The following is a 20,121-nucleotide window of genomic DNA, read 5'->3' as shown; positions in this document are numbered from 1 at the left end:
TTATAAATGGCTTTATTCAACGCTCCGAAAGCCCCACCTGCTAAGGCTGTCCCTAAGAAATACAGACTTGGTAAGCAGTACGAAGAGGAAAACACCTTTAGAACGCGTGGAGGATATTGCCTCTTTGCTTATAAAGGACTGGTGATTGAAAAGATTAAGAACATGTATACAGTAGTCCGCCAGATAAAGATTAAAGGATTCCCAGAGGAAAGCTTAAAGCAGCTCTCCGGCTCCTACAATTCTGGTGAGATAATGAAAGGGGTTATTGATTTAGCTCTGCTCTCTGTGGATAAAGAACGTCATGACGCAGTGAGAGAAAAGTATCGTAACTGGAAATGTCCCCATTGCAATTCACAAGGGCTTTATGATTCCTCCCATGTATATATCGTCTACCGCTATACAGCTAATGAATGGAAGGAAGAAATTAAGACGGATACAGGTTTCCGTAGAATTCCTTGCTTGTACTGTGGTCATGATACATTAACACAGGATGTAGAGTACGTTGGTGATGAGGTGATGCGTTAATGATTATGTTCTTCCTCTCAGCGTCACCAATAATTGCTCCCGCTAGTTTCTTTCTCGGAAGCCTCCTATATAAAACACTCACTAACAAATAACAACCAAGAGAAAAATTATAATATGAAATATGAATTAGTTCGAATCCCTGAGAATGCTGATAACGAAACAACCCTTTCTATTCTAGATGTAAACAAAACTATTCTGGATGCTGCCTTGATGGTGGCTATTGCAGGGGGTGATAAGGCTGAGGTTGATTCCATTTGTGACTTGATGGGCAACTTAGCTTATGCCGCTGAGTTAGTTAAATGCTCTGACGAAGGGCGTTTATTTTACACAGAATCTAAATACTCCCATTAATAGAAAGGAAGGTAATTATTATGGCTAATGGTTTATTTGATACTAGCGGCGATAGCATCGCTCAATACAATTCACAGCCTCAGCAGGCTACAGCTCCAGCCCCCTCTACAGCAACCACTATTGCCTCCTCTGGCGTGGCTCAGAGCCTTGGTACGTTGTTAGGTGGATTCGCTCAGGGTGCAGCGGCAGCTAAGAAAGAGGCAGCTCAGAAGCTACAGGACAACGTTCTCTCTGATTATGCCCGTAAGGTGGCATCCCTGAATGCAGCGGTAGAACAAGGAAGCATGAAACAATCAGCAGCACAGCGTCAACAGCGTGCGCTTTACAGCTCCATTGTTGCTAACAACCCAGCTCTTACAGAGAAGCTTACAGACTTCACCAAAAGCCTTGCAGGTACAGCAGGGATTGGCGACACGCTAGCAGAAGGTACAGCAGTAGACCAGCAAATCGTAGCAGATACCAAAGCAGCTACGGCAGATGGTTTTATTACGCAAGGTATGTCTCAGGAAGAACAGGAGAAGGGACTTAACCTTTATCAGCAGCGTCAGCAGCAACTTGCGGAAATGAATTTCTACTCTAAGCAATTAGGAATTCAGCAGCAGAAGTTAAGTATGCAAGCGTCACAGGAATCTATTGCAGCCTCTCGTGTAAGTCGTGCTAACGCAGCAGCAGACTTGCAGATTAAGAAGAATAAGATGTATGCGCAGCAGTCTCTGGCAGACTTTGGGAATAACGCATTCCAGCACACTCAGACGCAGCTTAATGACATTCAGAAGCGTTTAGAAGCTGGTCAGATTGATAATGCTCAAGCTCTTGCTGAGAGTAATTCCCTTAAAGATAAGCTGATGGGACAGATGCAAGGAATCCGGGGTGCTACAGGTGGAGACTTTGCCGATAGCATTGCTAAACCAATTTTTGATTCTATTGACGCACGTAATAAGTTTCTCTCTGGACAAATTACCGCTGATACTCTTAAGACTCAGTTAGACGGTTTAGAAGCTAAATCTGCATTGCCGTATATGTCAGACCCATTAATGGCAAACATCATTACTCAGAGCAAATTTATGCAGGGTATTAATGACCCATCTATTATTGGTCAATACGGTAAAGCTATGGAGCAATTCTTAAAGCGTAATGGCGATAAGAACCGCACCCCAGCTAACCCCCTGGACGATGACCCCGAGACTAAAGCAGATACCAAAAACTACACAGGTACGCTGAAAGATGTAACTAATAACCTAGCCGCTAAGAACCCCTCCATTAATGACCCTAAAGGGACTATGGCAGATTTAGAAACTCATGTTAACCAACTCTTACGCGGTGTAGGTAGCTTCTCTGGTGCTCATAGCAACCCTAAAGATTATAATGAAGTGGTTGACTATATGGCAGACCCCGCTTTCCTAACTTACCAGAAGATGGGCGGCAAGATTGACCAGAGCAATCTAGAGAGTGTTAAGAACGTTGTATCCGTAAACTATCTAGAGAAGCTTGTCCCAGCCGTACAGAAGGAATGGGAACAGGGTAAAGCTATTGTTGGTTTCCCTCAGCAAGTTAAAAACTATGGCATGGTTCAAATGCCTGTAGAGAACAGCAAGCCAGCAGGTGATACTCTTGTTTATATCTGGAGCGGGAACACTATTGAATTCCGTCCGGCTAAGGGTTATGAGAATAACGCTGGTGTTCGTGCTAAGGCGGGGGAATTACAGCGCAAGCTTGCCCCTGTTATTAACAAAAGCGTTATGATGCGCGCGCATTTAGATGGTAGCAACGATTACACCAAATATTTCAAGATGAGTGAAGCTGAGATGTTTGGTGTTAAAGAGTCTCCTGTAGATGGTAGTGCAGTTAATGGCAGATAAGCTTACGCATAAAGATCTTACTAATATCTTTATATCTCATAACGTGCCTAGGGATGGGCACTTGTACAAATATGCTTTACGCTTACAGGGGAAGGGAACACTGGACGCTAATAATCAATTGGAGCTTACCTATATGGGCTTTAGTTCTAAATCGGCGTTTATCAATTACACTAACAAATTAATACAGTCTGAGCTAATCCTTCCTACTTATGATGAAGATGGAAATCTTATGTCTGTGCAATTCCTTTTAAGGACAAATAATTAATGAGCATTAAACTTTCTGCAATAGGTAACATGGCAAATCAATCTTCAATGATTGGGGCAATAAACACCAACTTTGAAAAGATTGAGTCAACAGTTAACTCTCTTTTAGCTGAACGCTCCACGTTACACTATCCATTAGATTGCAACGGGCAAGCGCTAATGAATGCCGTAATACCTTATGGCGCACAAATCGCTGATATGCCTGTATCCACTTTAATCTCCACCATACGATTATTAACTCAACGCATTGAAGCGTTGGAGGCAAAAATTATAAGGATGTAAAACTATGCGCCTCACTATAGAAGCTGTAGCTATTTCTATCTCCTTTATCGTTTCTATAACTGGTTATATATATCATCACTATTTCAAAGCCAGAAAGAAACGCAGAGAGAAGAGCAGGCAGGATTTTATAGATAAACTCCGTAATAAATATAATGAGAAAGAATAACTAGAAAGTCTTATCACGCCCTCATATACTCAACTGTGTATGGGGGCTTTTTTGTATCTATCGCATAGCTGTCCTCATACTAGCTATGTAATAATCAAGCTTGGACACGTCAGAATTTTTGCTAGATAAATTTGAGGGGCATTATGCATAGAAGTCACCCCCGGTATACCCCCCTTATTACCCCTCCAGCAGACCTCTCCCAATTTTATCTACCCCCTCCTCTCCTTCATGATAACCCTTTAATAGATCAACTCACTCCTCTTCTGTCAATATATTTATTTTAGCATCACCTGAGTACACCCTAGTGATACCATGCTATTATCTATACATAAATTAAAGGGGGATGTATGGCTATTGTAGGTTATGTGCGTGTATCAACGCAGGAACAGAATATAGAGCGTCAGCTTGTAGCCCTTGAAGGCTGTGACCGTGTCTACACCGATAGGCTCTCAGGTAAAGATACAGAGCGTCCTGCATTACGTCAGATGATGGATGACGTAGTGGCTGGGGATGTTGTACGCATTAAGAGTGTAGACAGGCTAGCGCGTAATACAAAAGATCTTCTCACTCTGTTAGATAATCTGCTGGAGAAGGATGTGTCTGTATTCTTCATTGATACCAACATGACGTTTAGTAATAACCCTGTTAGTAAATTTATGATTACTATGCTTGGGGCTGTAGGTGAGCTTGAGAGGGGCTTTATCAATCAGCGTCAAGCTGAGGGGATAGCTCTAGCTAAGGATAAAGGGGTGTATAAAGGGAGGCCGGGGGATGGTTCCACCACTAGGGATGTACAGCGCTATAAGGCTGAGGGAATGACACAGCAAGCCGTGAGTGAGATATTAGGGCTAGGTATAGCAACAGTTAAAAGACATTGGAACAGGGTTATTTAATTTCGGAAGTAGTAGTTAAGTGCTTTAGTCTAAACAGGCGAATGATATGAGTGAGAGCTTTGTTCGGAGGGGAAGAGCCGTAAGGTGATTCCTCCTTCGTGCGTCATGCAGCTCTGCTGCGTTTCTTTTGACTTTGATGATAGCATTAATTGTTAGTCAGGATGAAAAAAGCATAACACCCCTTTCCCCTCATTACCTCCATATTTCACTAGTGTTTCCTCTCATTTATACCATTCAGTATGCCTTATATTTAATGTCTTTTACCTACTGTTATTTAGCATGTTATAGATGCCTACGGCGAGAGAATTGCACGAAGTGCGTCTATCAGGGCTATATATACTAGCGATGCTACGGCAGGAGCGAGCGACGTAGATAAGATATGTCTGTTCTATTGGTGGTTAATCAGACGCAAGCAAGCTTGCATGGCTCCGTGACGTATGTCACTTCCTTTTGGAGCCAGTAGACGGTAAGCTATTGAAGAGGTGGGGAGATATACAGCAGGCGCATTAACATGCGAGTTCATCTGAATAGCTTCCCTATGATAAAAAATTAATACGCGAGAAGATTTTAATAATGAGTATATTTCAAAAGCTTGTATTGGTGCTAGCCACCATTTATGTTTTAGGTAATATTCAGATAGGATTCTCCCCAAATATATTATCATCAATTTATTTTTCACTACGTTTTAGTGATTAAATCTATGACAGGTAGTACAACCTATTAATAAAAATGGGCACGAATGCCCATTATAATTTATTCCAGACGCCCTAAGTGCTTTCTTGTATATTCATAAAGCTCTTTGTGAGTGACGGTTGTTTTTCTCAGAATACTCTTTAACTCATCACCCAAGGTCTTTAGTGTATTTCTATTTGCTTCAGTGTGACGCTTACCGATACGGGTTAAAACATAGTTTTTCTCATGTTCCTGAGAAAAGTTAACTAACTCATGGTCACTTGGAGGCATGGCATTTAACTCCCACTGAGATAAATTATCAAATAGAATTGAACGCTTTCCCTATTAATAAAACGTCCTTGCACCTATCATTACTAGGCATTAGTAAATATTTTGCAAGGGCAATCATCCCATAAAAAGGATATATTATTACTTTGAGAGCTGGTTCAAACTTTACCTTACAGCCAGTCAAGTCCATCAATGATATGGCATACAACCGATAGAGGGAAGGTGTGGAGATATCGTCTTGTTATCCCCGTACCAGTTTTCTCATGGCCTATTACCTGTTGAAGGTGAGTAATATCATTCATCCAACCAGAGGCCGCAGTGACAACGCTATGCCTGAAGCTGTGAACAATACGCCGTTGATTTTGGATGTCCCTGTATGGGATGTGTAAAGCGTCCCTAACATCAGACAACACCTTACCAATCTTAGCCATGTTACTTCCTGCCACTTCTGGAAACAGCTTATCAGCTTTCCCCGCAACAAATTCTAAGAACCCCAAATCAATTAGATGCTGATGCAAAGGAACCTGTCTCACTGCGTTATCTGTCTTCCCTTCTTTGATTAGAAGATAGTGACGATTGCTATCATCATCAAAGCACACTTGGGATGTGGTGAGGGTGGCTAGCTCTCCCCTTCTGGCTCCAGTGTATGCTAGCAATAAGATAATCCATTTAAGCCAATCCTGTTTAGCCTCTTCGATTGCATACCTAACCAAAGATTTCATTTCGCTATTGGTGTAAGCCCCATATCTAGCAGACGATGGAGGGGCTGTTACGCCGTCAGTAGGAGATACTGAAAGAACGCCTTTATCCTCAGTGAGATATGTTTTGAACAATGATTTATAGATTTTAAGATGCTTATGGATTGCCTCAGTTCCTAGCAAATGCTCCTCGGGGATGTCATCACAGGATAAGAGTTGCTCTATTGTCATTGAGCGGTATGGCTGAACAACACGTTTGGGGAGGCCAGTGACAGCTTCCATAACATGTTTGATGTCTTGCCTTGTGATACTTCTTACGTCCCTCTCTGCGCCTAATACAGTTAACATCGCCTCCATGTAACGCTCATTAGCGGAATGAATTGCCGCCGTCCAAGATTTCCCCTTGTCCTTAACGTACCGCCCCCAAGCCTCCCCTAAAGTGAGTACGCTTCTATCCACGGTAATTACATCCACATTATTGATTGGTGCGGTGATGGTGGGCTTTGTATACAAATCAGGTGAAACTCTTGCACCCCTATAGAGCATTCTGGTCTGGGTGAGTTCTTCAATCTGGCTAGATAGCTTTTCCGGGGGACATACCCCCGCTTTCACATTAAGCACGAAAGGCATTAAAGCTATCATCAATGTATTGGCTTCCTTATGGCTATCCGTACCAAGGGAACGTCTAAACATTTTGCCATCTGGCAAACAGAATTGGACGTAGTAAATGGAATCGCGGAGGAAGGTGTAACGAATGCGTTTAGTAATCAAAATTAACACAGCCTCTGTCTCAGTGATGAAAAGCAAGTAGACAGAAGAACGTTTAACCAATTGAAATATCTAAATAATTAACGCCCTACGCTGGCATTATCCAGATCAGGTAATACGGGTATTTCTCAGCCTTCATCGAAGAAGGGCACCCCGAGTCAAATTACACAAAATAATGTAACAGAGGCAGACTAAGGTAAGCTGCACGCAATAGCAAGCCCTGCCCCTTTCAACATCCCCAGCGATACCCACGCTAAACAATCAAATTTTTATCCATTATTTTTTGCCGCAACTATTTTTAAATGCATACATTTAATGTTATTGATTTATGAGTAATTAAACGCTCAGCCGGATTTACCCCGCTTGTACACCACTCATAAATATCCATTAAAAACAATAAATTACAACAATAATATTCATATAGTCATGGGCTTATCTAATAGTATCAAATGTGATCTACATCAAAATGATGTCAGTCCTGATATTGGATAGTTGTCCTCCGTAACCAGTGTCGCTACTAAAGAAACGCATACTAAAATAAGCTCTACGAAAATTCATAACATTTACGATATTCCTTAATCGCCATATTGATACTGTTCGATGAAATTAATTATATATAGCGCAATAGTTTCTTTGTGCCTGGTCGCGACGGGCATTTTTATTGGCATGATTTATTTTACGCAAATAAACCAGTGCTTATAGTTGTCAGGTAAATAAACGAATTGACTCTGTGTCGTTTTCAATAATCAAGGTCATATAATGAAAAAATTAGTGATGATAGCCGTGGCCCTTTCAACGCTGGCAGGTTGTACAACCCAGGCGGATCGGATGGCGAAATGCGAAGCGCAGGGCATCAGCCGCGATACCTGCTACCTTGCCGAGCAAAACCGTACGGCAGCGGTAAACGCAGCGGCTGAAAAGCAAGCGATGGAAAATGCCGCAGCAGCGGTACAACATGCACAAGAAGCCAAGATCCACGATCCCATGCGTGAAGCCTCGTTCTCATCGAACGGACTTAATGCCACCATTTCGAACGGCTTTTTTAGCGCAACGGTTAATGGCAAAAAAGCGACCGTTAAACGCTTAAATGCAAATTTTTATGAAATACATGGTAACGGATTTGTTATATCCATTAGCCTTGATGAGAACGGTATTACGGATGCATCCTGGAATAAAGCCAAAGGACGCGAGCACGGACTTTTACAGGTGACACAGAAATAACGAAGCGGAGGAGGCAATAAGCCTCCTTTTCCAGCAAAAAAAGGCACGATTTGTAACACTCTCCCCCCGACTTTTACGGTCACAGCGAAGTCAGCGTAACGTGCTGTTTTTATTACCCGGAACTCACTACTTTCATTCTCAAAACGAAGATATTCCTCCCCCTGAGCGCCATGTAACAAAACAGTAAACAAATTAACCATTGAGCCCCGTGGCAAAAGGCTCTATATTGGCGGCGTTTTTTTCAGGCCCCATCTGTTTTTTAACTTTTTATTCAATCGTGGCTCATAACGAAGCGGCGGTTGTAGGAGTGATATGATGACGGATAAAGTCCGTATTGACACCGTAGATGCCCATAAAAGCAACGAAACCTATCTGGCCCGTCAGGCCGAGTTTGAATCTAACGTCAGGAGTTATCCGCGCAAGCTGCCTTTAGCTATCACTAAAGCAGACGGCGTGTGGATCACCGATGCAGATAATAAAGAATACCTTGACTGTTTAGCAGGCGCAGGCACCCTTGCGCTTGGCCATAACCACCCTGATGTGCTGAAAAGCATCCAAAATGTCATTACCAGCGGCTTGCCGTTACATACATTGGATCTGACTACGCCGTTGAAAGACGCGTTCTCCGAATATCTGCTGTCTCTGCTGCCTGGTCAGGGCAAAGAGTATTGCCTGCAATTCACCGGCCCATCTGGTGCTGATGCTGTTGAAGCAGCACTGAAACTGGCGAAAAAAGTTACCGGCCGTAGCGGTATCATCAGCTTCTCTGGTGGCTACCACGGTATGACTCACGGCGCACTGTCCGTGACCGGCAACCTGTCTCCGAAAGAAGCGGTTGACGGCATGATGCCAGAAGTTCAGTTCATGCCTTACCCACATCAGTACCGTTGCCCACTGGGTATCGGCGGTGAAGCGGGCGTGAAAGCGCTGACCTACTACTTCGATAACCTGATCAACGACGTAGAAAGCGGCGTGCGCAAACCTGCTGCCGTTATTCTGGAAGCGGTTCAGGGCGAAGGCGGCGTGAACCCGGCTCCGGCTGAGTGGTTGCAGCGCATCCGTAAAGTGACTCAGGAACACGGCATTCTGCTGATCCTCGACGAAGTTCAGGCAGGCTTTGCCCGTACAGGTAAATTCTTCGCCTTCGAACACGCAGGTATCGAGCCAGATATCATCGTGATGTCCAAAGCTGTTGGTGGCGGTCTGCCACTGGCCGTGCTCGGTATCAAAAAGCAGTTCGATGCATGGGCACCAGGTCACCACACCGGTACTTTCCGCGGCAACCAGCTGGCGATGGCAACCGGTCTGACGACGCTGAAAATCCTCAAAGACCAGAACATCGCAGGCAAAGTGGCTGCACAAGGCGAATGGCTGAAAGCACAGCTGGCTGAGCTGCAAAAACGTTATCCGGTAATCGGTCATATTCGTGGTCTGGGCATGATGATCGGTATCGAGATCGTTAAGCCACACGAAGCGGCTGACCACATGGGTTGCTACCCGGGCGATGGCGAGCTGTCTGCGCTGATTCAGAAGAAGTGCTTCGAAGCTGGTCTGATTCTGGAACGTGGCGGTCGTAACGGCATTGTGCTGCGTCTGCTGCCTTCTCTGCTGATCAGCGATGAAGAGCTGAAGATCTTCCTGGATAAATTCGAGCAGGCACTGCTTGCTGCGGGCGTTCGCCCGGCGTAACCGGAGTTATTGATTACGATGTCTGATTCAAACCCAATTTTGTTCTCCTCTGCACAGAGCATTGAAGCTTACCAGCAGGCGATTGAACAAAGCACTCAGGCTGTGATGCAGTGGCTGAAACAGCCTGAGATGTACCAGGGCAAAACGGTCGCAGAACTGCGCGACCGTATTAAGCTGGATTTCAACCCGAAGGGGCTGGGCAACGACGCGGCGATTGAACGCGCCGTTGAGTTCTTCCTGAAAGACAGTTTGTCCGTTCATCACCCGCAGTGTGTTGCGCACCTGCATTGCCCAAGCCTGGTGGTAAGCCAGGCCGCGGAAGTGCTGATTAACGCAACTAACCAGAGTATGGACTCCTGGGATCAAAGCCCGTCCGCAACCATTATCGAAATCAAACTGATTGAATGGCTGCGTACCCGCGTGGGTTATCAGGCTGGCGACGCAGGTGTCTTCACCAGCGGCGGCACCCAGAGCAACCTGATGGGGCTGATGCTGGCACGTGATGCGTTCTTTGCGCGTCTGGGCCACTCTGTCCAGCAGGACGGTCTGGTTGGCGATCTGCGTAAAATTCGTGTGCTGTGCTCCGAAAACGCGCACTTCTCCGTGCAGAAAAACATGGCGTTGATGGGCCTGGGTTACCAGTCCGTGGTACAGGTGAAAACTGACGAATTCTCCCGCATGGATCTGACCGATCTGGCGGCGAAAATTGAGCAGTGTAATGCCAACGGCGAACAGATCCTGGCGATTGTCGCGACAGCAGGTACTACCGATGCCGGTGCTATCGATCCGCTGCGTGCGATTGCTGAGCTGGCGACGAAGCAGAATATCTGGGTACACGTTGATGCGGCCTGGGGCGGCGCATTGCTGATGTCTGAGCAGTATCGCCACTATCTGGACGGTATCGAGCTGGTGGATTCCATTACCCTGGACTTCCACAAACAGTTCTTCCAGACCATCAGCTGCGGCGCGTTCCTGCTGAAAGAAGCGCGTCACTATGAGCTGATGCGCTATCAGGCTGCGTACCTGAACTCTGAGTTCGACGAAGAAGCTGGCGTGCCTAACCTGGTATCCAAGTCTCTGCAAACCACGCGTCGTTTCGATGCGCTTAAATTGTGGATGAGCCTGGAAGCACTGGGTCAGGAGCAGTACGCTGCTATCATCGATCACGGTGTGACCCTGGCACAGCAGGTTGCTGCCTATGTGAAAGAGCAGTCAGCTCTTGAACTGGTGATGCAACCTCAACTGGCAAGCGTGCTGTTCCGCTTCCGTCCGCAAATGCAGATGGATGATGCGGGCATCGCGCTGCTGAACCAGAAAATCGGCGATGCACTGCTGGAATCCGGCCGTGCCAACGTCGGTGTCACCGAGCATAACGGTATCACCTGCCTGAAGCTGACGCTGCTGAACCCAACCGTGACGCTGGAGGACATCAAAATCCTGCTGTCTCTGGTTGAGCGTACTGCGCAGGAAGTTCTGGCGAAGTAATATCCCTAACGGGTGCGAGCATTCGCCCGCACCCGTTTGTTCTCCCTCACCGTTTATCAGTTTCCCGCCCTGCGTTTCTTCTTCCCTTTCGCGAGAGCAACCTTCTCATAATCATCGCCTTGCAGATTGTAGCCTGCACTGTAATAACTCACTGCCGATCTCACCACGTCATTGACGATAACGCCCTTAATATTCACGTTCATTTTTTGCAGTCGCCGCGTACAGGCAAGCATCTCTTTCACACTGGTGACGTTATAACGCGCCACCAATAGTGTCGATGCAGCAAGGCTTCCAACCAGTGCGGCATCCGTCACTGCCAGGATAGGCGGCGTATCAATAATCACCATGTCATAGCGTTCACTGGCCCACTGTATAAATTTGCGGAAGCGATCGTGCATCAGCAATTCCGCGGGATTTGGCGGGATCTGCCCGCAAGTCACTACATCAAAATTCGCGGTTTCATAAGTCTGGATTGCCTGCTGGAATGACACTTTCCCGGAAAGAACGTCGGATAACCCCGAATCATTTCTCAGCGGAAAAATGTTGTGAACGTAGCCCTTACGCATGTCGGCATCCACCAGTAATACCCTCTCCCCCACCTGAGCCACCAGTGCCGCCAGGGTGGTACTGACCAGCGTCTTGCCGCAGTTTTGCGTCGGCCCACTGAACATCAGAATCTTGTTTTCAGCCTCCATCATCGCAAAGTGCAGGCTGGTTCGCAGCCCACGCACTGCCTCGACGAAAATATCCAGCGGTCTGTCGATGGGTAAAAAGGGTACGTTAGTGGTTTTGTGTTTCTCGGCAGCGCCAAAGAAATGCACTTTCGGGATCCGGGTTTTATCTCTCAGCCAGGATGAACGGGGCAGCGTGGCATAGACGTTCATACCGTGGGCTTCCAGCAGTTCCGGGGTATCTATCCCTTTCTTAAAGGCGGCTTTCACCATGACCGAACCGGCAGACAGAATCAGGCCTATCAGCGTTGAGAGAAGAACAATCAATAACTTACGCGGCTGAACAGGTTCAGGAGACATAAGCGGCTCATCGATAATGCGCACATTACCTATCGTACTTGAGCGGGAGATATTCAGCTCCTGCTGGCGGGTCAACAGTTGCTGATAGATAGCCCGGCCTGAATCGACATCACGGCTAAGACGCAATATCTCTTGCTGCATTGAGGGCATTCCCGAGACACGCTGGCTCAGCCTTGCGCGTTCATTCTCCAGCGTGTGCCGTTTCTCGCGCAGGGCGCGGTAGCTTGGGTGATCTTTCTTGAAGTGCTGCGAGATTTCCGCCTCGCGAAATGTCAGTTCATTGAGCTGATTATCCACATTCACTATTTGCTCGAGCACAGATTTCGCCTCAAGACTCAGGTCAACCGAGTCACGTTGCTGGCGATAAGTATTCAGGCGTTTTTCTGCCTGTTCCAGATCGGCCCGCACGCTGGGCAGCTGCCGCTGCAGGAAATCCAGACTTTGCGAATCCTGGGCAGCCTGGCGGGCGATGTTCTGCTGAAGATAGTTATCGGCAATGCTTTTCAGTGTCCGGGTGATAAGCTCCGGGCTAGCGCCCGTCAGGCTCAGGCTCAGAATGCCGCTGTCTTTTCCCATCTCTTTTACGTTAAAACGCGTGGTCAAATCATTGATGGTTTGCGGCAAAGAACGCTGTTTTACCTGAAAACGCGTGCCCACCGGGGCGTCTAGTTCGCTGACCAGCAGCGATACGCCTGCCATTTTCAGCAGTTGTCCTGTTTTTCCCTGAGCGCGGATCCCCACAGCTTCCACCCGAAAACGGTTTTGACCTTCGGCAATGACAGTCAGGTTTTTGTCACCGGCTTGCTGAGCCGGGAATTGCAGGAATGTCAGGCTCAGCGCGCCCGGTTTTTCACCGGTAAGCCTGGCCCAACCGGCCCCCAGAATCGGGAGTCGTGACTGAATGACCTGATAACGTAAACCGAGATCATCGATGGTTTTTCCGAGGATCATGCGCGATTTGAGCAGCTGTATTTCCGCCATTGAGTCTGGCGTATAACCCGGCGTCAGCTGGTTAAGGGACTTCAGCAGGCTGTTTTGTTGTTTGTCCTCAATCTGGATCAGGGCATCAGCACTGTACTGCGGCGTTGCAAACAGCGTGTACATCCCCCCAAAAAATGCAAAGCAAAGGGTGACGAAAATAATGCGCAGCCGATGGTCAAACAGTTCGGCGAAAAGACGCCCCATATCCAGCTGCTGAATCTCAGTAGATTCGCCGTAGGCATACTCATTTTTCGATAACATAGGTTAATCCTTTACCTGTTGAGCCGTCTGGCCCACTCCTGACTTGCCCTGACCAGCAGGTCAAAAACGTATTCAAATGCATCCGGACTTTTACAGTACGGATCGGGTATTTCTTTGTTATCAAGCCACCGTCCAAACAGCAGGCTTTTGCCTCGCATCTCGGGGGCAATCGCTGAGATATAATTTAATTGCCGGCTCTCCATCACCAGGATCAAGTCAGACTGGCGCATCATCGCGTGCGTCAATTTACGCGCCACATGTCCCTGCAGCGAAACACCGTACTGAAGGATCGTATCTGCTGCGCAGCAGTCGGCAGGCTGTCCTTCAAGACCATTAATTCCTGCGGATTCAATGCGGATAAGGGGAAGGTATTTTTGCAGCAGACGCTCCCCTGTCGGGGAGCGGCAGATATTGCCAGTGCACACAACCAATATTGACTGGATAATCATTGTGGCCACGACTTGATATAGCGGACCGTTTCGGTCAGGTCGTGAATACCGCTAATCGTTGGTACCAGCTGGCTGACGATGCGATTCCAGCGCGAAAGTGGAGCAGTGGTGACATAGACAATATCGTAGGGCTCCAGCTGAAATTCAGCACTCAGAACCATGGCTGAAGCATCCCGCGCGTTCAGCTGGTACACCCTGGCTATTTTCTCTTTGTCGCTGCTACGCAACACGGAACGAATAACAAAGATCCCACTGGCATCCGCCATATTCAGATTTAGCCCACCGGCATTTCCCAACGCCTCGGCAAGGGTCATGCCACTGCGATCCATTTTGAGGGTGCTCTGTTTAACCACCTCCCCCATGACAAAGACCTTCAGGGCATCATTACGCGGAATAAACAGAATATCGCCCGGCAATAACAGATGATTCTGTGTTAAATCGCCATGCTGCATAAGCGCATAGAGCGAAATGGGTACATCTTTACCCTCATGGGTTAACACCACGTGACGCCAGTCAGCATCTGCAGACAGGCCGCCAGCTGCGTTCACCGCGTCCATCACGGTCAGTGGGATGTTGGTGATCGGCTGCTGCCCTGATTTCACCACTTCGCCGGTGACATAGGCTTTTTGCGAGCGGAAAGCGGCAATGCTGACATCCACCTGCGGGCTTTCAATCACCTGTTCCAGGCGCGCAGTAATACTGTCGCGCACCTCCGCTATCGTTTTGCCTGCTACTGATATTTTCCCCACATACGGATAAAACAGCGTCCCGTCTGCCCCAACCCAATTTCCGGTATCGCTGGCACTACGGTATTGCCCGGCAGGTGTGGTCAACTCAGGGTGATCCCAGACGGTAATCATCAGTACATCCCCCGGACCGATACGGTATTCCCACCGCTTTAGTTGTTCGTCCAGTCCAGGATTAGTCTGGGATTTCAGTGGCGCAGTGCGCAGGTTTTCAATAACTGAAGGCGTAAGAGGATAAATATCGACTCTTTTATTCAGATCAAATTCTTCGTCAATAACCGGGGGCTTATTTTTTCCGAATGTATTTAAATACTGCCCAGGTGCCATCTGGCAGCCCGCGATAAAAATGGCCGATATAAGCAAGGGAATTCTTATTAATTTCATTTTTTATATTGATGATAGGCATGGGTTAATCGCCTGAAATATTTAGGAAATAAATATTAAATATCAGCGAGTGATAAAGTCTGCATCCTAAGTTAGAGGGTGTGCTAATACAAGAATTGCGCCCAACAATAATAGAAATTCAGAAAGCGACCCGAAAAACTATCCAAAAAAACAGGCAGGTAATAGAAATTAACAGACTATTACAGCGAGAGTGGAGTGTTCGCTCGTCCGATAGCCAGCGCTATCACATCGCTCTTTCTGATAAAGACAAGACACAACCATTTGTTACATTTTTTCCCAAACGAGCCACACTGCCAGTCATAAGATACACTGTTTCTGGCTGGTCACGGAACCACAGGCCAGATTATCGCTAAATGAAACATCGGAGAAACAATGTCGAAAGGTAAATTACTGCTTCTGGGCGCGTTGATGTCAGTTGCAGGTATCGCGTTTTCCGCGCCAGAGGCGGCGGCAGCCCCTGCGGGCATCCAGGCATACGCAGAACAAGAGTTCATTGCCGATTTCACGAAATTCAAGATCGGTGACACGGCGCCTGCGCTGTACCAGACACCGGAATACACCATCAAACAGTATCAACTGCGTAACCTTCCAGCACCGGATGCGGGCACGCACTGGACCTATATGGGCGAGAATTACGTTCTGATCGGTGATGCCGATGGCAAAATCTATAAAGCGTACAATGGAGATATTTTCTATCACCGCTGATTCAATAACGATCCGCCCGTGGCAGGAAAGCGACCGTCCTTTCCTGCGCACGCTCTACCTACACGCGCGCCGTGATGCCTGGCCGTGGTTAAACAGTTCGCAATGGCAACCTGAAGACTTTGACGCAGCAACCCGCGACGAAGAGATTTGGGTCGCTGTGCAAGACGGCCATCGCCTGGGTTTTGCATCCATCTGGATTACCGATAACTTTCTGCACAACCTGTTTGTCGACCCGCAGTACCAGAGTCTGGGCGTGGGACGATTACTACTGGAACAGGCGCAAAAGACGTTTACCAGTACCGGGGCATTAAAGTGTCTGGTGAAAAATAAACGGGCCGTCGTCTTTTACCAGCGCCACGGCTGGCATATCGAGGCATCGGGAGATTCTCCGGACGGAGAGTATTATTTGATGCATTACCGATTGCGTTAAAAGTCGGGTGGCGGCTTCGCCTTACCCGACCTACGTGATGAGCCGGGTAAGCGAAGCGCCACCTGGCACTAAAGCAAAGAAATTACACCGCGCGGAACGCGATTTCACCCGGAATGACTTCACCCTGCCAGTAGAGCTGCGCGGCAACGCGGCCCGCAAGCTGGCGATACATATCAGCGAACTCACTTTCAGGGCGGCTCACAACCGTCGGTTTACCGCTGTCCAGATCTTCACGCAGCGTAATGTGCAGCGGCATCTGGCCGAGTAACTGGGTGTGATACTGCTCAGCCAGTTTCTCTGCGCCACCGGTGCCAAAGATTGGCTCATGATGTCCGCAGTTGCTGCAAATATGCATACTCATGTTCTCGACAATACCGAGCACCGGTACGTCCACTTTCTCGAACATGACGATCCCTTTTTTGGCATCAATCAGCGCGATATCCTGCGGCGTGGTCACCACAACGGCACCAGTAACCGGAATGTTCTGCGCCAGAGTGAGCTGAATGTCACCCGTACCCGGCGGCATATCCAGAACCAGGTAATCCAGATCGGGCCACATCGTTTCCTGCAACATCTGCATCAGCGCTTTACTGGCCATCGGGCCACGCCAGACCATCGCGTTATCGTCTGTTACCAGATAGCCAATCGAGTTAGTTGCCAGGCCATGCGCCATGATAGGCGCCATGTGCGTACCATCTGGCGAAGTTGGACGTTGGTTTTCTGCGCCCAGCATGTTGGGAATCGACGGGCCGTAGATATCAGCATCCAGAATACCCACTTTTGCCCCTTCGGCAGCCAGCGCCAGCGCCAGGTTTACCGCCGTGGAGGATTTACCCACCCCACCCTTACCGGAGCTGACCGCGATGATATTCTTCACGCCGTTCACACCCGGATGGTTTTTCACCCGCTTAAGCGTGGCGATGTTGTGGGTCAACTTCCAGTCAATGGCTTTCGCCCCGGTGATGCGCAGCAGATCAGAGCTGCACTCCTCTTTTAACGCATCAAAGGCGCTGGTGAACACGAACGGCATTTGCAGTTCAATGTGCAGCGTTTCATCCAGCCAGGCGACATGATGCAGCGCTTTCAGCGTAGTGAGATTGTGCTTCAGGGTTGGATGCTGAAAATTAGCCAGGATCCCGGCAACCATTGCGCGTAAGACTTCCGGTGATTTGGCCTGGGATTGCGAACTCATCCCGACTCCTTTGTTCTTGTGAATAAGACCTTAGTTGAACAAGTTTACCTGAAAGGCCGCGGTTTGTGCTTACTTAATAATGCCCCATTTGGTAATATCAAAAACCCTTTTCACAGTTAAAAGAAGTAATGACTACTATGACTCAAGTCGCGAAAAAAATTCTGGTAACGTGCGCACTGCCGTACGCCAACGGCTCAATCCACCTCGGCCACATGCTGGAGCATATCCAGGCTGATGTCTGGGTCCGTTACCAGCGAATGCGCGGCCATCAGGTCAACTTCATCTGCGCGGACGATGCCCACGGCACGCCAATTATGTTGAAAGCACAGCAGTTGGGTGTTTCTCCTGAGCAGATGATTGCCGAAATGAGTCAGGAACATCAGACTGATTTTGCTGGCTTTGACATCAGCTACGACAACTACCACTCCACGCACAGCGACGAGAACCGTGAGCTGTCGGAGCTTATTTACTCGCGTCTGAAAGAGAACGGTTTTATTAAAAACCGCACTATCTCTCAGCTGTACGATCCAGAAAAAGGCATGTTCCTGCCGGATCGTTTCGTGAAAGGCACCTGCCCGAAATGTAAATCACCCGACCAGTATGGCGATAACTGCGAAGTGTGCGGCGCAACTTACAGCCCAACCGAGCTTATCGAACCAAAATCGGTAGTGTCTGGCGCAACGCCGGTGATGCGTGATTCCGAACACTTCTTCTTCGACCTGCCGTCGTTTAGCGAAATGCTGCAGGCGTGGACCCGCAGTGGCGCGCTGCAAGAGCAGGTGGCGAACAAAATGCAGGAGTGGTTCGAGTCTGGTTTGCAGCAGTGGGATATCTCCCGCGATGCACCATACTTCGGCTTCGAAATTCCGAACGCACCGGGCAAATATTTCTACGTCTGGCTTGACGCGCCAATCGGCTACATGGGCTCCTTCAAGAACCTGTGCGACAAGCGCGGCGACACCGTCAGCTTTGACGAATACTGGAAGAAAGACTCCGATGCCGAGCTGTATCACTTCATCGGCAAAGACATCGTTTACTTCCACAGCCTGTTCTGGCCGGCAATGCTGGAAGGCAGCAACTTCCGCAAGCCGACCAACCTGTTCGTACACGGCTATGTGACGGTCAACGGCGCGAAGATGTCCAAATCTCGCGGCACCTTCATTAAAGCCAGCACCTGGCTGAACCACTTCGACGCGGACAGCCTGCGTTATTACTACACCGCGAAACTCTCTTCACGCATCGACGATATCGACCTGAACCTGGAAGATTTCGTGCAGCGCGTGAACGCAGACATCGTGAACAAAGTGGTCAACCTGGCTTCCCGTAACGCAGGTTTTATTGCCAAGCGTTTCGACGGAGTGATGGCAACTGAACTGGCCGACCCGGCCCTGTACAAAACCTTCACCGACGCAGCTGCCAGCATTGGCGACGCGTGGGAAGCACGTGAGTTCGGTAAAGCCGTGCGTGAAATTATGGCGCTGGCAGATCTGGCTAACCGCTATGTGGATGAGCAGGCTCCGTGGGTCGTGGCGAAGCAGGAAGGCCGTGATGCCGATTTGCAAGCCATCTGCTCTATGGGGATCAACCTGTTCCGCGTGCTGATGACGTATCTGAAGCCGGTTCTGCCACAGCTTGCTGCCCGTGCAGAAGCGTTCCTGAACACTGAACTGACCTGGGATGCGATCGCTCAGCCGCTGCTCAGCCACAAAGTGAACACCTTCAAGGCGCTGTATAACCGCATCGAGATGAAACAGGTTGAAGCGCTGGTTGAAGCCTCTAAAGAAGAAGTGAAAGCCGCTGCTGCACCGGTCACCGGCCCGCTGGCTGACGATCCGATTCAGGAAACCATCACCTTTGATGATTTCGCGAAAGTTGACCTGCGCGTAGCGCTGATTGAAAACGCGGAATTTGTGGATGGCTCCGATAAACTGCTGCGTCTGACGCTGGATCTGGGCGGCGAGAAGCGTAACGTCTTCTCTGGTATCCGTTCTGCGTATCCTGATCCGCAGGTACTGATTGGTCGTCAGACCGTCATGGTTGCTAACCTGGCACCGCGTAAAATGCGCTTTGGTATTTCTGAAGGCATGGTGATGGCCGCAGGTCCTGGCGGGAAAGATATCTTCCTGTTAAGCCCTGATGAAGGCGCGAAACCTGGTCAGCAGGTGAAATAATAAAAAAGCCGGAGATCATCTCCGGCTTTTTTTAGCTTTTTTGCCGGGTGGCGACTCCGCTTTACCCGGTCTGCAACCTACGCTTTTTTGGCGTGCTCGCGTACCGTCAACCCGCGTAAAAAATAACGCATAAACTGGTCGCCACACTCGCGGTAATTTTTATGGTCCGGGGCGCGCATCATCGCGGTGATTTCCGGCATCGACACGCGGAATTTCTGCTCGGTCATGATCGCCAGAATATCGTCAGTTTTCAGTGAAAACGCGATACGCAGCTTTTTCAGCACCGTGTTGTTGTTCACACGACGCTCCAGCGCCAGCTCCGGCGCAGATTCATCTTTGCCGCGCTTATGGTAAATAAGGCCGTTCAGGAAACCAGACAGAATGATGTCCGGGCAACGCACGAAGCCCTCTTCATCTTCTTTGGTCATCCAGGTGTCGAAACCGGCTGACGTGGATTCCATATCGGCCAGCGCAAGAATACGCACCATATCGTTGTTGTTTGCTTTCAGGGTGTAGCGCAGGCTACGGAGTATATCGTTACTGAGCATAGAGCCTTCGAATGTCGATGATGCAATGGCGCGCAGTGTAC

General features: G+C 48.5%; 18 protein-coding genes and 1 riboswitch. Of the genes, 11 read left to right on the top strand and 7 right to left on the bottom strand.

What is annotated here, in order from left to right; translation table 11 throughout:
• The first annotated feature begins 6 nt into the window (after positions 1-6).
• The 5 genes from ACS603_RS20005 to ACS603_RS19985 all read left to right on the top strand — a co-directional run bounded on the left by ACS603_RS20005 (position 7) and on the right by ACS603_RS19985 (position 4,340).
• Positions 7-525 carry a hypothetical protein gene (locus tag ACS603_RS20005; protein ID WP_047723536.1) on the top strand — a complete coding sequence of 173 codons (519 nt, stop codon included), beginning with the start codon at positions 7-9 and terminating at the stop codon, positions 523-525.
• 114 nt (positions 526-639) lie between these two features.
• On the top strand, positions 640-876 hold the full coding sequence (locus ACS603_RS20000) for a hypothetical protein (RefSeq protein WP_248047076.1): 237 nt from the start codon (positions 640-642) through the stop codon (positions 874-876).
• A 20-nt stretch (positions 877-896) separates the two neighbouring features.
• A complete protein-coding gene (locus ACS603_RS19995) occupies positions 897-2,735 on the top strand; it encodes a hypothetical protein (RefSeq protein WP_047723533.1) in 1,839 nt (612 codons plus the stop codon).
• A gap of 264 nt (positions 2,736-2,999) precedes the next feature.
• Positions 3,000-3,281, top strand: a complete 282-nt coding sequence (locus ACS603_RS19990) for a hypothetical protein (RefSeq protein ID WP_047723529.1) — start codon at positions 3,000-3,002, stop codon at positions 3,279-3,281.
• Between the two features lie 513 nt (positions 3,282-3,794).
• Positions 3,795-4,340 (top strand): recombinase family protein, encoded by a 546-nt coding sequence (locus tag ACS603_RS19985; RefSeq protein ID WP_047723527.1) that lies wholly within the window; start codon positions 3,795-3,797, stop codon positions 4,338-4,340.
• Positions 4,341-5,093: 753 nt separating this feature from the next.
• Here the strand turns inward: ACS603_RS19985 and ACS603_RS19980 are convergent.
• A complete protein-coding gene (locus ACS603_RS19980; RefSeq protein WP_474944770.1) occupies positions 5,094-5,303 on the bottom strand; it encodes a hypothetical protein in 210 nt (69 codons plus the stop codon).
• 167 nt (positions 5,304-5,470) lie between these two features.
• Positions 5,471-6,769 (bottom strand): tyrosine-type recombinase/integrase, encoded by a 1,299-nt coding sequence (locus tag ACS603_RS19975; protein WP_474944773.1) that lies wholly within the window; start codon positions 6,767-6,769, stop codon positions 5,471-5,473.
• A gap of 66 nt (positions 6,770-6,835) precedes the next feature.
• Positions 6,836-6,932: riboswitch (TPP riboswitch) on the bottom strand.
• Positions 6,933-7,525: 593 nt separating this feature from the next.
• Between ACS603_RS19975 and ACS603_RS19970 the strand changes: the two genes are divergently transcribed.
• The 3 genes from ACS603_RS19970 (at position 7,526) to ACS603_RS19960 (ending at position 11,161) form a co-directional block, all read left to right on the top strand.
• Positions 7,526-7,987 carry a hypothetical protein gene (locus tag ACS603_RS19970; RefSeq protein WP_474944769.1) on the top strand — a complete coding sequence of 154 codons (462 nt, stop codon included), beginning with the start codon at positions 7,526-7,528 and terminating at the stop codon, positions 7,985-7,987.
• Positions 7,988-8,299: 312 nt separating this feature from the next.
• Positions 8,300-9,676, top strand: a complete 1,377-nt coding sequence (locus tag ACS603_RS19965) for a diaminobutyrate--2-oxoglutarate transaminase (protein WP_182061721.1) — start codon at positions 8,300-8,302, stop codon at positions 9,674-9,676.
• Positions 9,677-9,694: 18 nt separating this feature from the next.
• Positions 9,695-11,161 carry a pyridoxal phosphate-dependent decarboxylase family protein gene (locus tag ACS603_RS19960; protein WP_474944768.1) on the top strand — a complete coding sequence of 489 codons (1,467 nt, stop codon included), beginning with the start codon at positions 9,695-9,697 and terminating at the stop codon, positions 11,159-11,161.
• 56 nt (positions 11,162-11,217) lie between these two features.
• On the opposite strand, the gene ACS603_RS19955 is transcribed toward ACS603_RS19960, so the two are convergent.
• The 3 genes from ACS603_RS19955 to ACS603_RS19945 are packed head-to-tail and all read right to left on the bottom strand — an operon-like array spanning position 11,218 to position 15,013.
• Positions 11,218-13,434, bottom strand: coding sequence for a polysaccharide biosynthesis tyrosine autokinase (locus ACS603_RS19955; RefSeq protein ID WP_474944767.1), 2,217 nt, complete (start codon positions 13,432-13,434; stop codon positions 11,218-11,220).
• 11 nt (positions 13,435-13,445) lie between these two features.
• A complete protein-coding gene (locus ACS603_RS19950; protein ID WP_409050243.1) occupies positions 13,446-13,892 on the bottom strand; it encodes an arsenate reductase/protein-tyrosine-phosphatase family protein in 447 nt (148 codons plus the stop codon).
• Entirely contained in the window at positions 13,880-15,013 is a 1,134-nt protein-coding gene (locus ACS603_RS19945) for a polysaccharide export protein (RefSeq protein WP_474944766.1), read from the bottom strand. The genes ACS603_RS19950 and ACS603_RS19945 overlap by 13 nt, the downstream gene beginning before the upstream one ends.
• 393 nt (positions 15,014-15,406) lie before the next feature.
• Between ACS603_RS19945 and ACS603_RS19940 the strand changes: the two genes are divergently transcribed.
• Entirely contained in the window at positions 15,407-15,739 is a 333-nt protein-coding gene (locus tag ACS603_RS19940) for an RcnB family protein (RefSeq protein WP_182061725.1), read from the top strand.
• On the top strand, positions 15,714-16,169 hold the full coding sequence (locus ACS603_RS19935; RefSeq protein ID WP_446493560.1) for a GNAT family N-acetyltransferase: 456 nt from the start codon (positions 15,714-15,716) through the stop codon (positions 16,167-16,169). The genes ACS603_RS19940 and ACS603_RS19935 overlap by 26 nt, the downstream gene beginning before the upstream one ends.
• Before the next feature lie 82 nt (positions 16,170-16,251).
• Here ACS603_RS19935 and apbC read toward each other — a convergent pair whose 3' ends face one another.
• A complete protein-coding gene (apbC, locus tag ACS603_RS19930; RefSeq protein WP_182061727.1) occupies positions 16,252-17,361 on the bottom strand; it encodes an iron-sulfur cluster carrier protein ApbC in 1,110 nt (369 codons plus the stop codon).
• Positions 17,362-17,498: 137 nt separating this feature from the next.
• Here apbC and metG point away from each other — a divergent pair, with 137 nt between their 5' ends.
• Positions 17,499-19,532, top strand: coding sequence for a methionine--tRNA ligase (metG, locus tag ACS603_RS19925; RefSeq protein WP_474944765.1), 2,034 nt, complete (start codon positions 17,499-17,501; stop codon positions 19,530-19,532).
• Between the two features lie 77 nt (positions 19,533-19,609).
• Here the strand turns inward: metG and ACS603_RS19920 are convergent, their stop codons facing one another.
• Entirely contained in the window at positions 19,610-20,080 is a 471-nt protein-coding gene (locus tag ACS603_RS19920; protein ID WP_315686167.1) for a YehS family protein, read from the bottom strand.
• Positions 20,081-20,121 lie beyond the last annotated feature (41 nt).

The sequence above is a fragment of the Enterobacter sp. Li2LvB3 genome (assembly GCF_056156645.1).
Note: the sequence above shows the minus strand (reverse complement) of the source record. Positions and strands in the feature narration are given on the sequence as shown.

What these genes read in the sequence shown, in the direction of transcription:
- ACS603_RS20005 (WP_047723536.1), top strand. Translation starts at nt 7, where the DNA reads ATGGCTTTATTCAACGCTCCGAAAGCCCCACCTGCTAAGGCTGTCCCT.
- ACS603_RS20000 (WP_248047076.1), top strand. Translation starts at nt 640, where the DNA reads ATGAAATATGAATTAGTTCGAATCCCTGAGAATGCTGATAACGAAACA.
- ACS603_RS19995 (WP_047723533.1), top strand. Translation starts at nt 897, where the DNA reads ATGGCTAATGGTTTATTTGATACTAGCGGCGATAGCATCGCTCAATAC.
- ACS603_RS19990 (WP_047723529.1), top strand. Translation starts at nt 3,000, where the DNA reads ATGAGCATTAAACTTTCTGCAATAGGTAACATGGCAAATCAATCTTCA.
- ACS603_RS19985 (WP_047723527.1), top strand. Translation starts at nt 3,795, where the DNA reads ATGGCTATTGTAGGTTATGTGCGTGTATCAACGCAGGAACAGAATATA.
- ACS603_RS19980 (WP_474944770.1), bottom strand. Translation starts at nt 5,303, where the DNA reads ATGCCTCCAAGTGACCATGAGTTAGTTAACTTTTCTCAGGAACATGAG.
- ACS603_RS19970 (WP_474944769.1), top strand. Translation starts at nt 7,526, where the DNA reads ATGAAAAAATTAGTGATGATAGCCGTGGCCCTTTCAACGCTGGCAGGT.
- ACS603_RS19965 (WP_182061721.1), top strand. Translation starts at nt 8,300, where the DNA reads ATGATGACGGATAAAGTCCGTATTGACACCGTAGATGCCCATAAAAGC.
- ACS603_RS19960 (WP_474944768.1), top strand. Translation starts at nt 9,695, where the DNA reads ATGTCTGATTCAAACCCAATTTTGTTCTCCTCTGCACAGAGCATTGAA.
- ACS603_RS19955 (WP_474944767.1), bottom strand. Translation starts at nt 13,434, where the DNA reads ATGTTATCGAAAAATGAGTATGCCTACGGCGAATCTACTGAGATTCAG.
- ACS603_RS19945 (WP_474944766.1), bottom strand. Translation starts at nt 15,013, where the DNA reads ATGAAATTAATAAGAATTCCCTTGCTTATATCGGCCATTTTTATCGCG.
- ACS603_RS19940 (WP_182061725.1), top strand. Translation starts at nt 15,407, where the DNA reads ATGTCGAAAGGTAAATTACTGCTTCTGGGCGCGTTGATGTCAGTTGCA.
- ACS603_RS19935 (WP_446493560.1), top strand. Translation starts at nt 15,714, where the DNA reads ATGGAGATATTTTCTATCACCGCTGATTCAATAACGATCCGCCCGTGG.
- apbC (WP_182061727.1), bottom strand. Translation starts at nt 17,361, where the DNA reads ATGAGTTCGCAATCCCAGGCCAAATCACCGGAAGTCTTACGCGCAATG.
- metG (WP_474944765.1), top strand. Translation starts at nt 17,499, where the DNA reads ATGACTCAAGTCGCGAAAAAAATTCTGGTAACGTGCGCACTGCCGTAC.
- ACS603_RS19920 (WP_315686167.1), bottom strand. Translation starts at nt 20,080, where the DNA reads ATGCTCAGTAACGATATACTCCGTAGCCTGCGCTACACCCTGAAAGCA.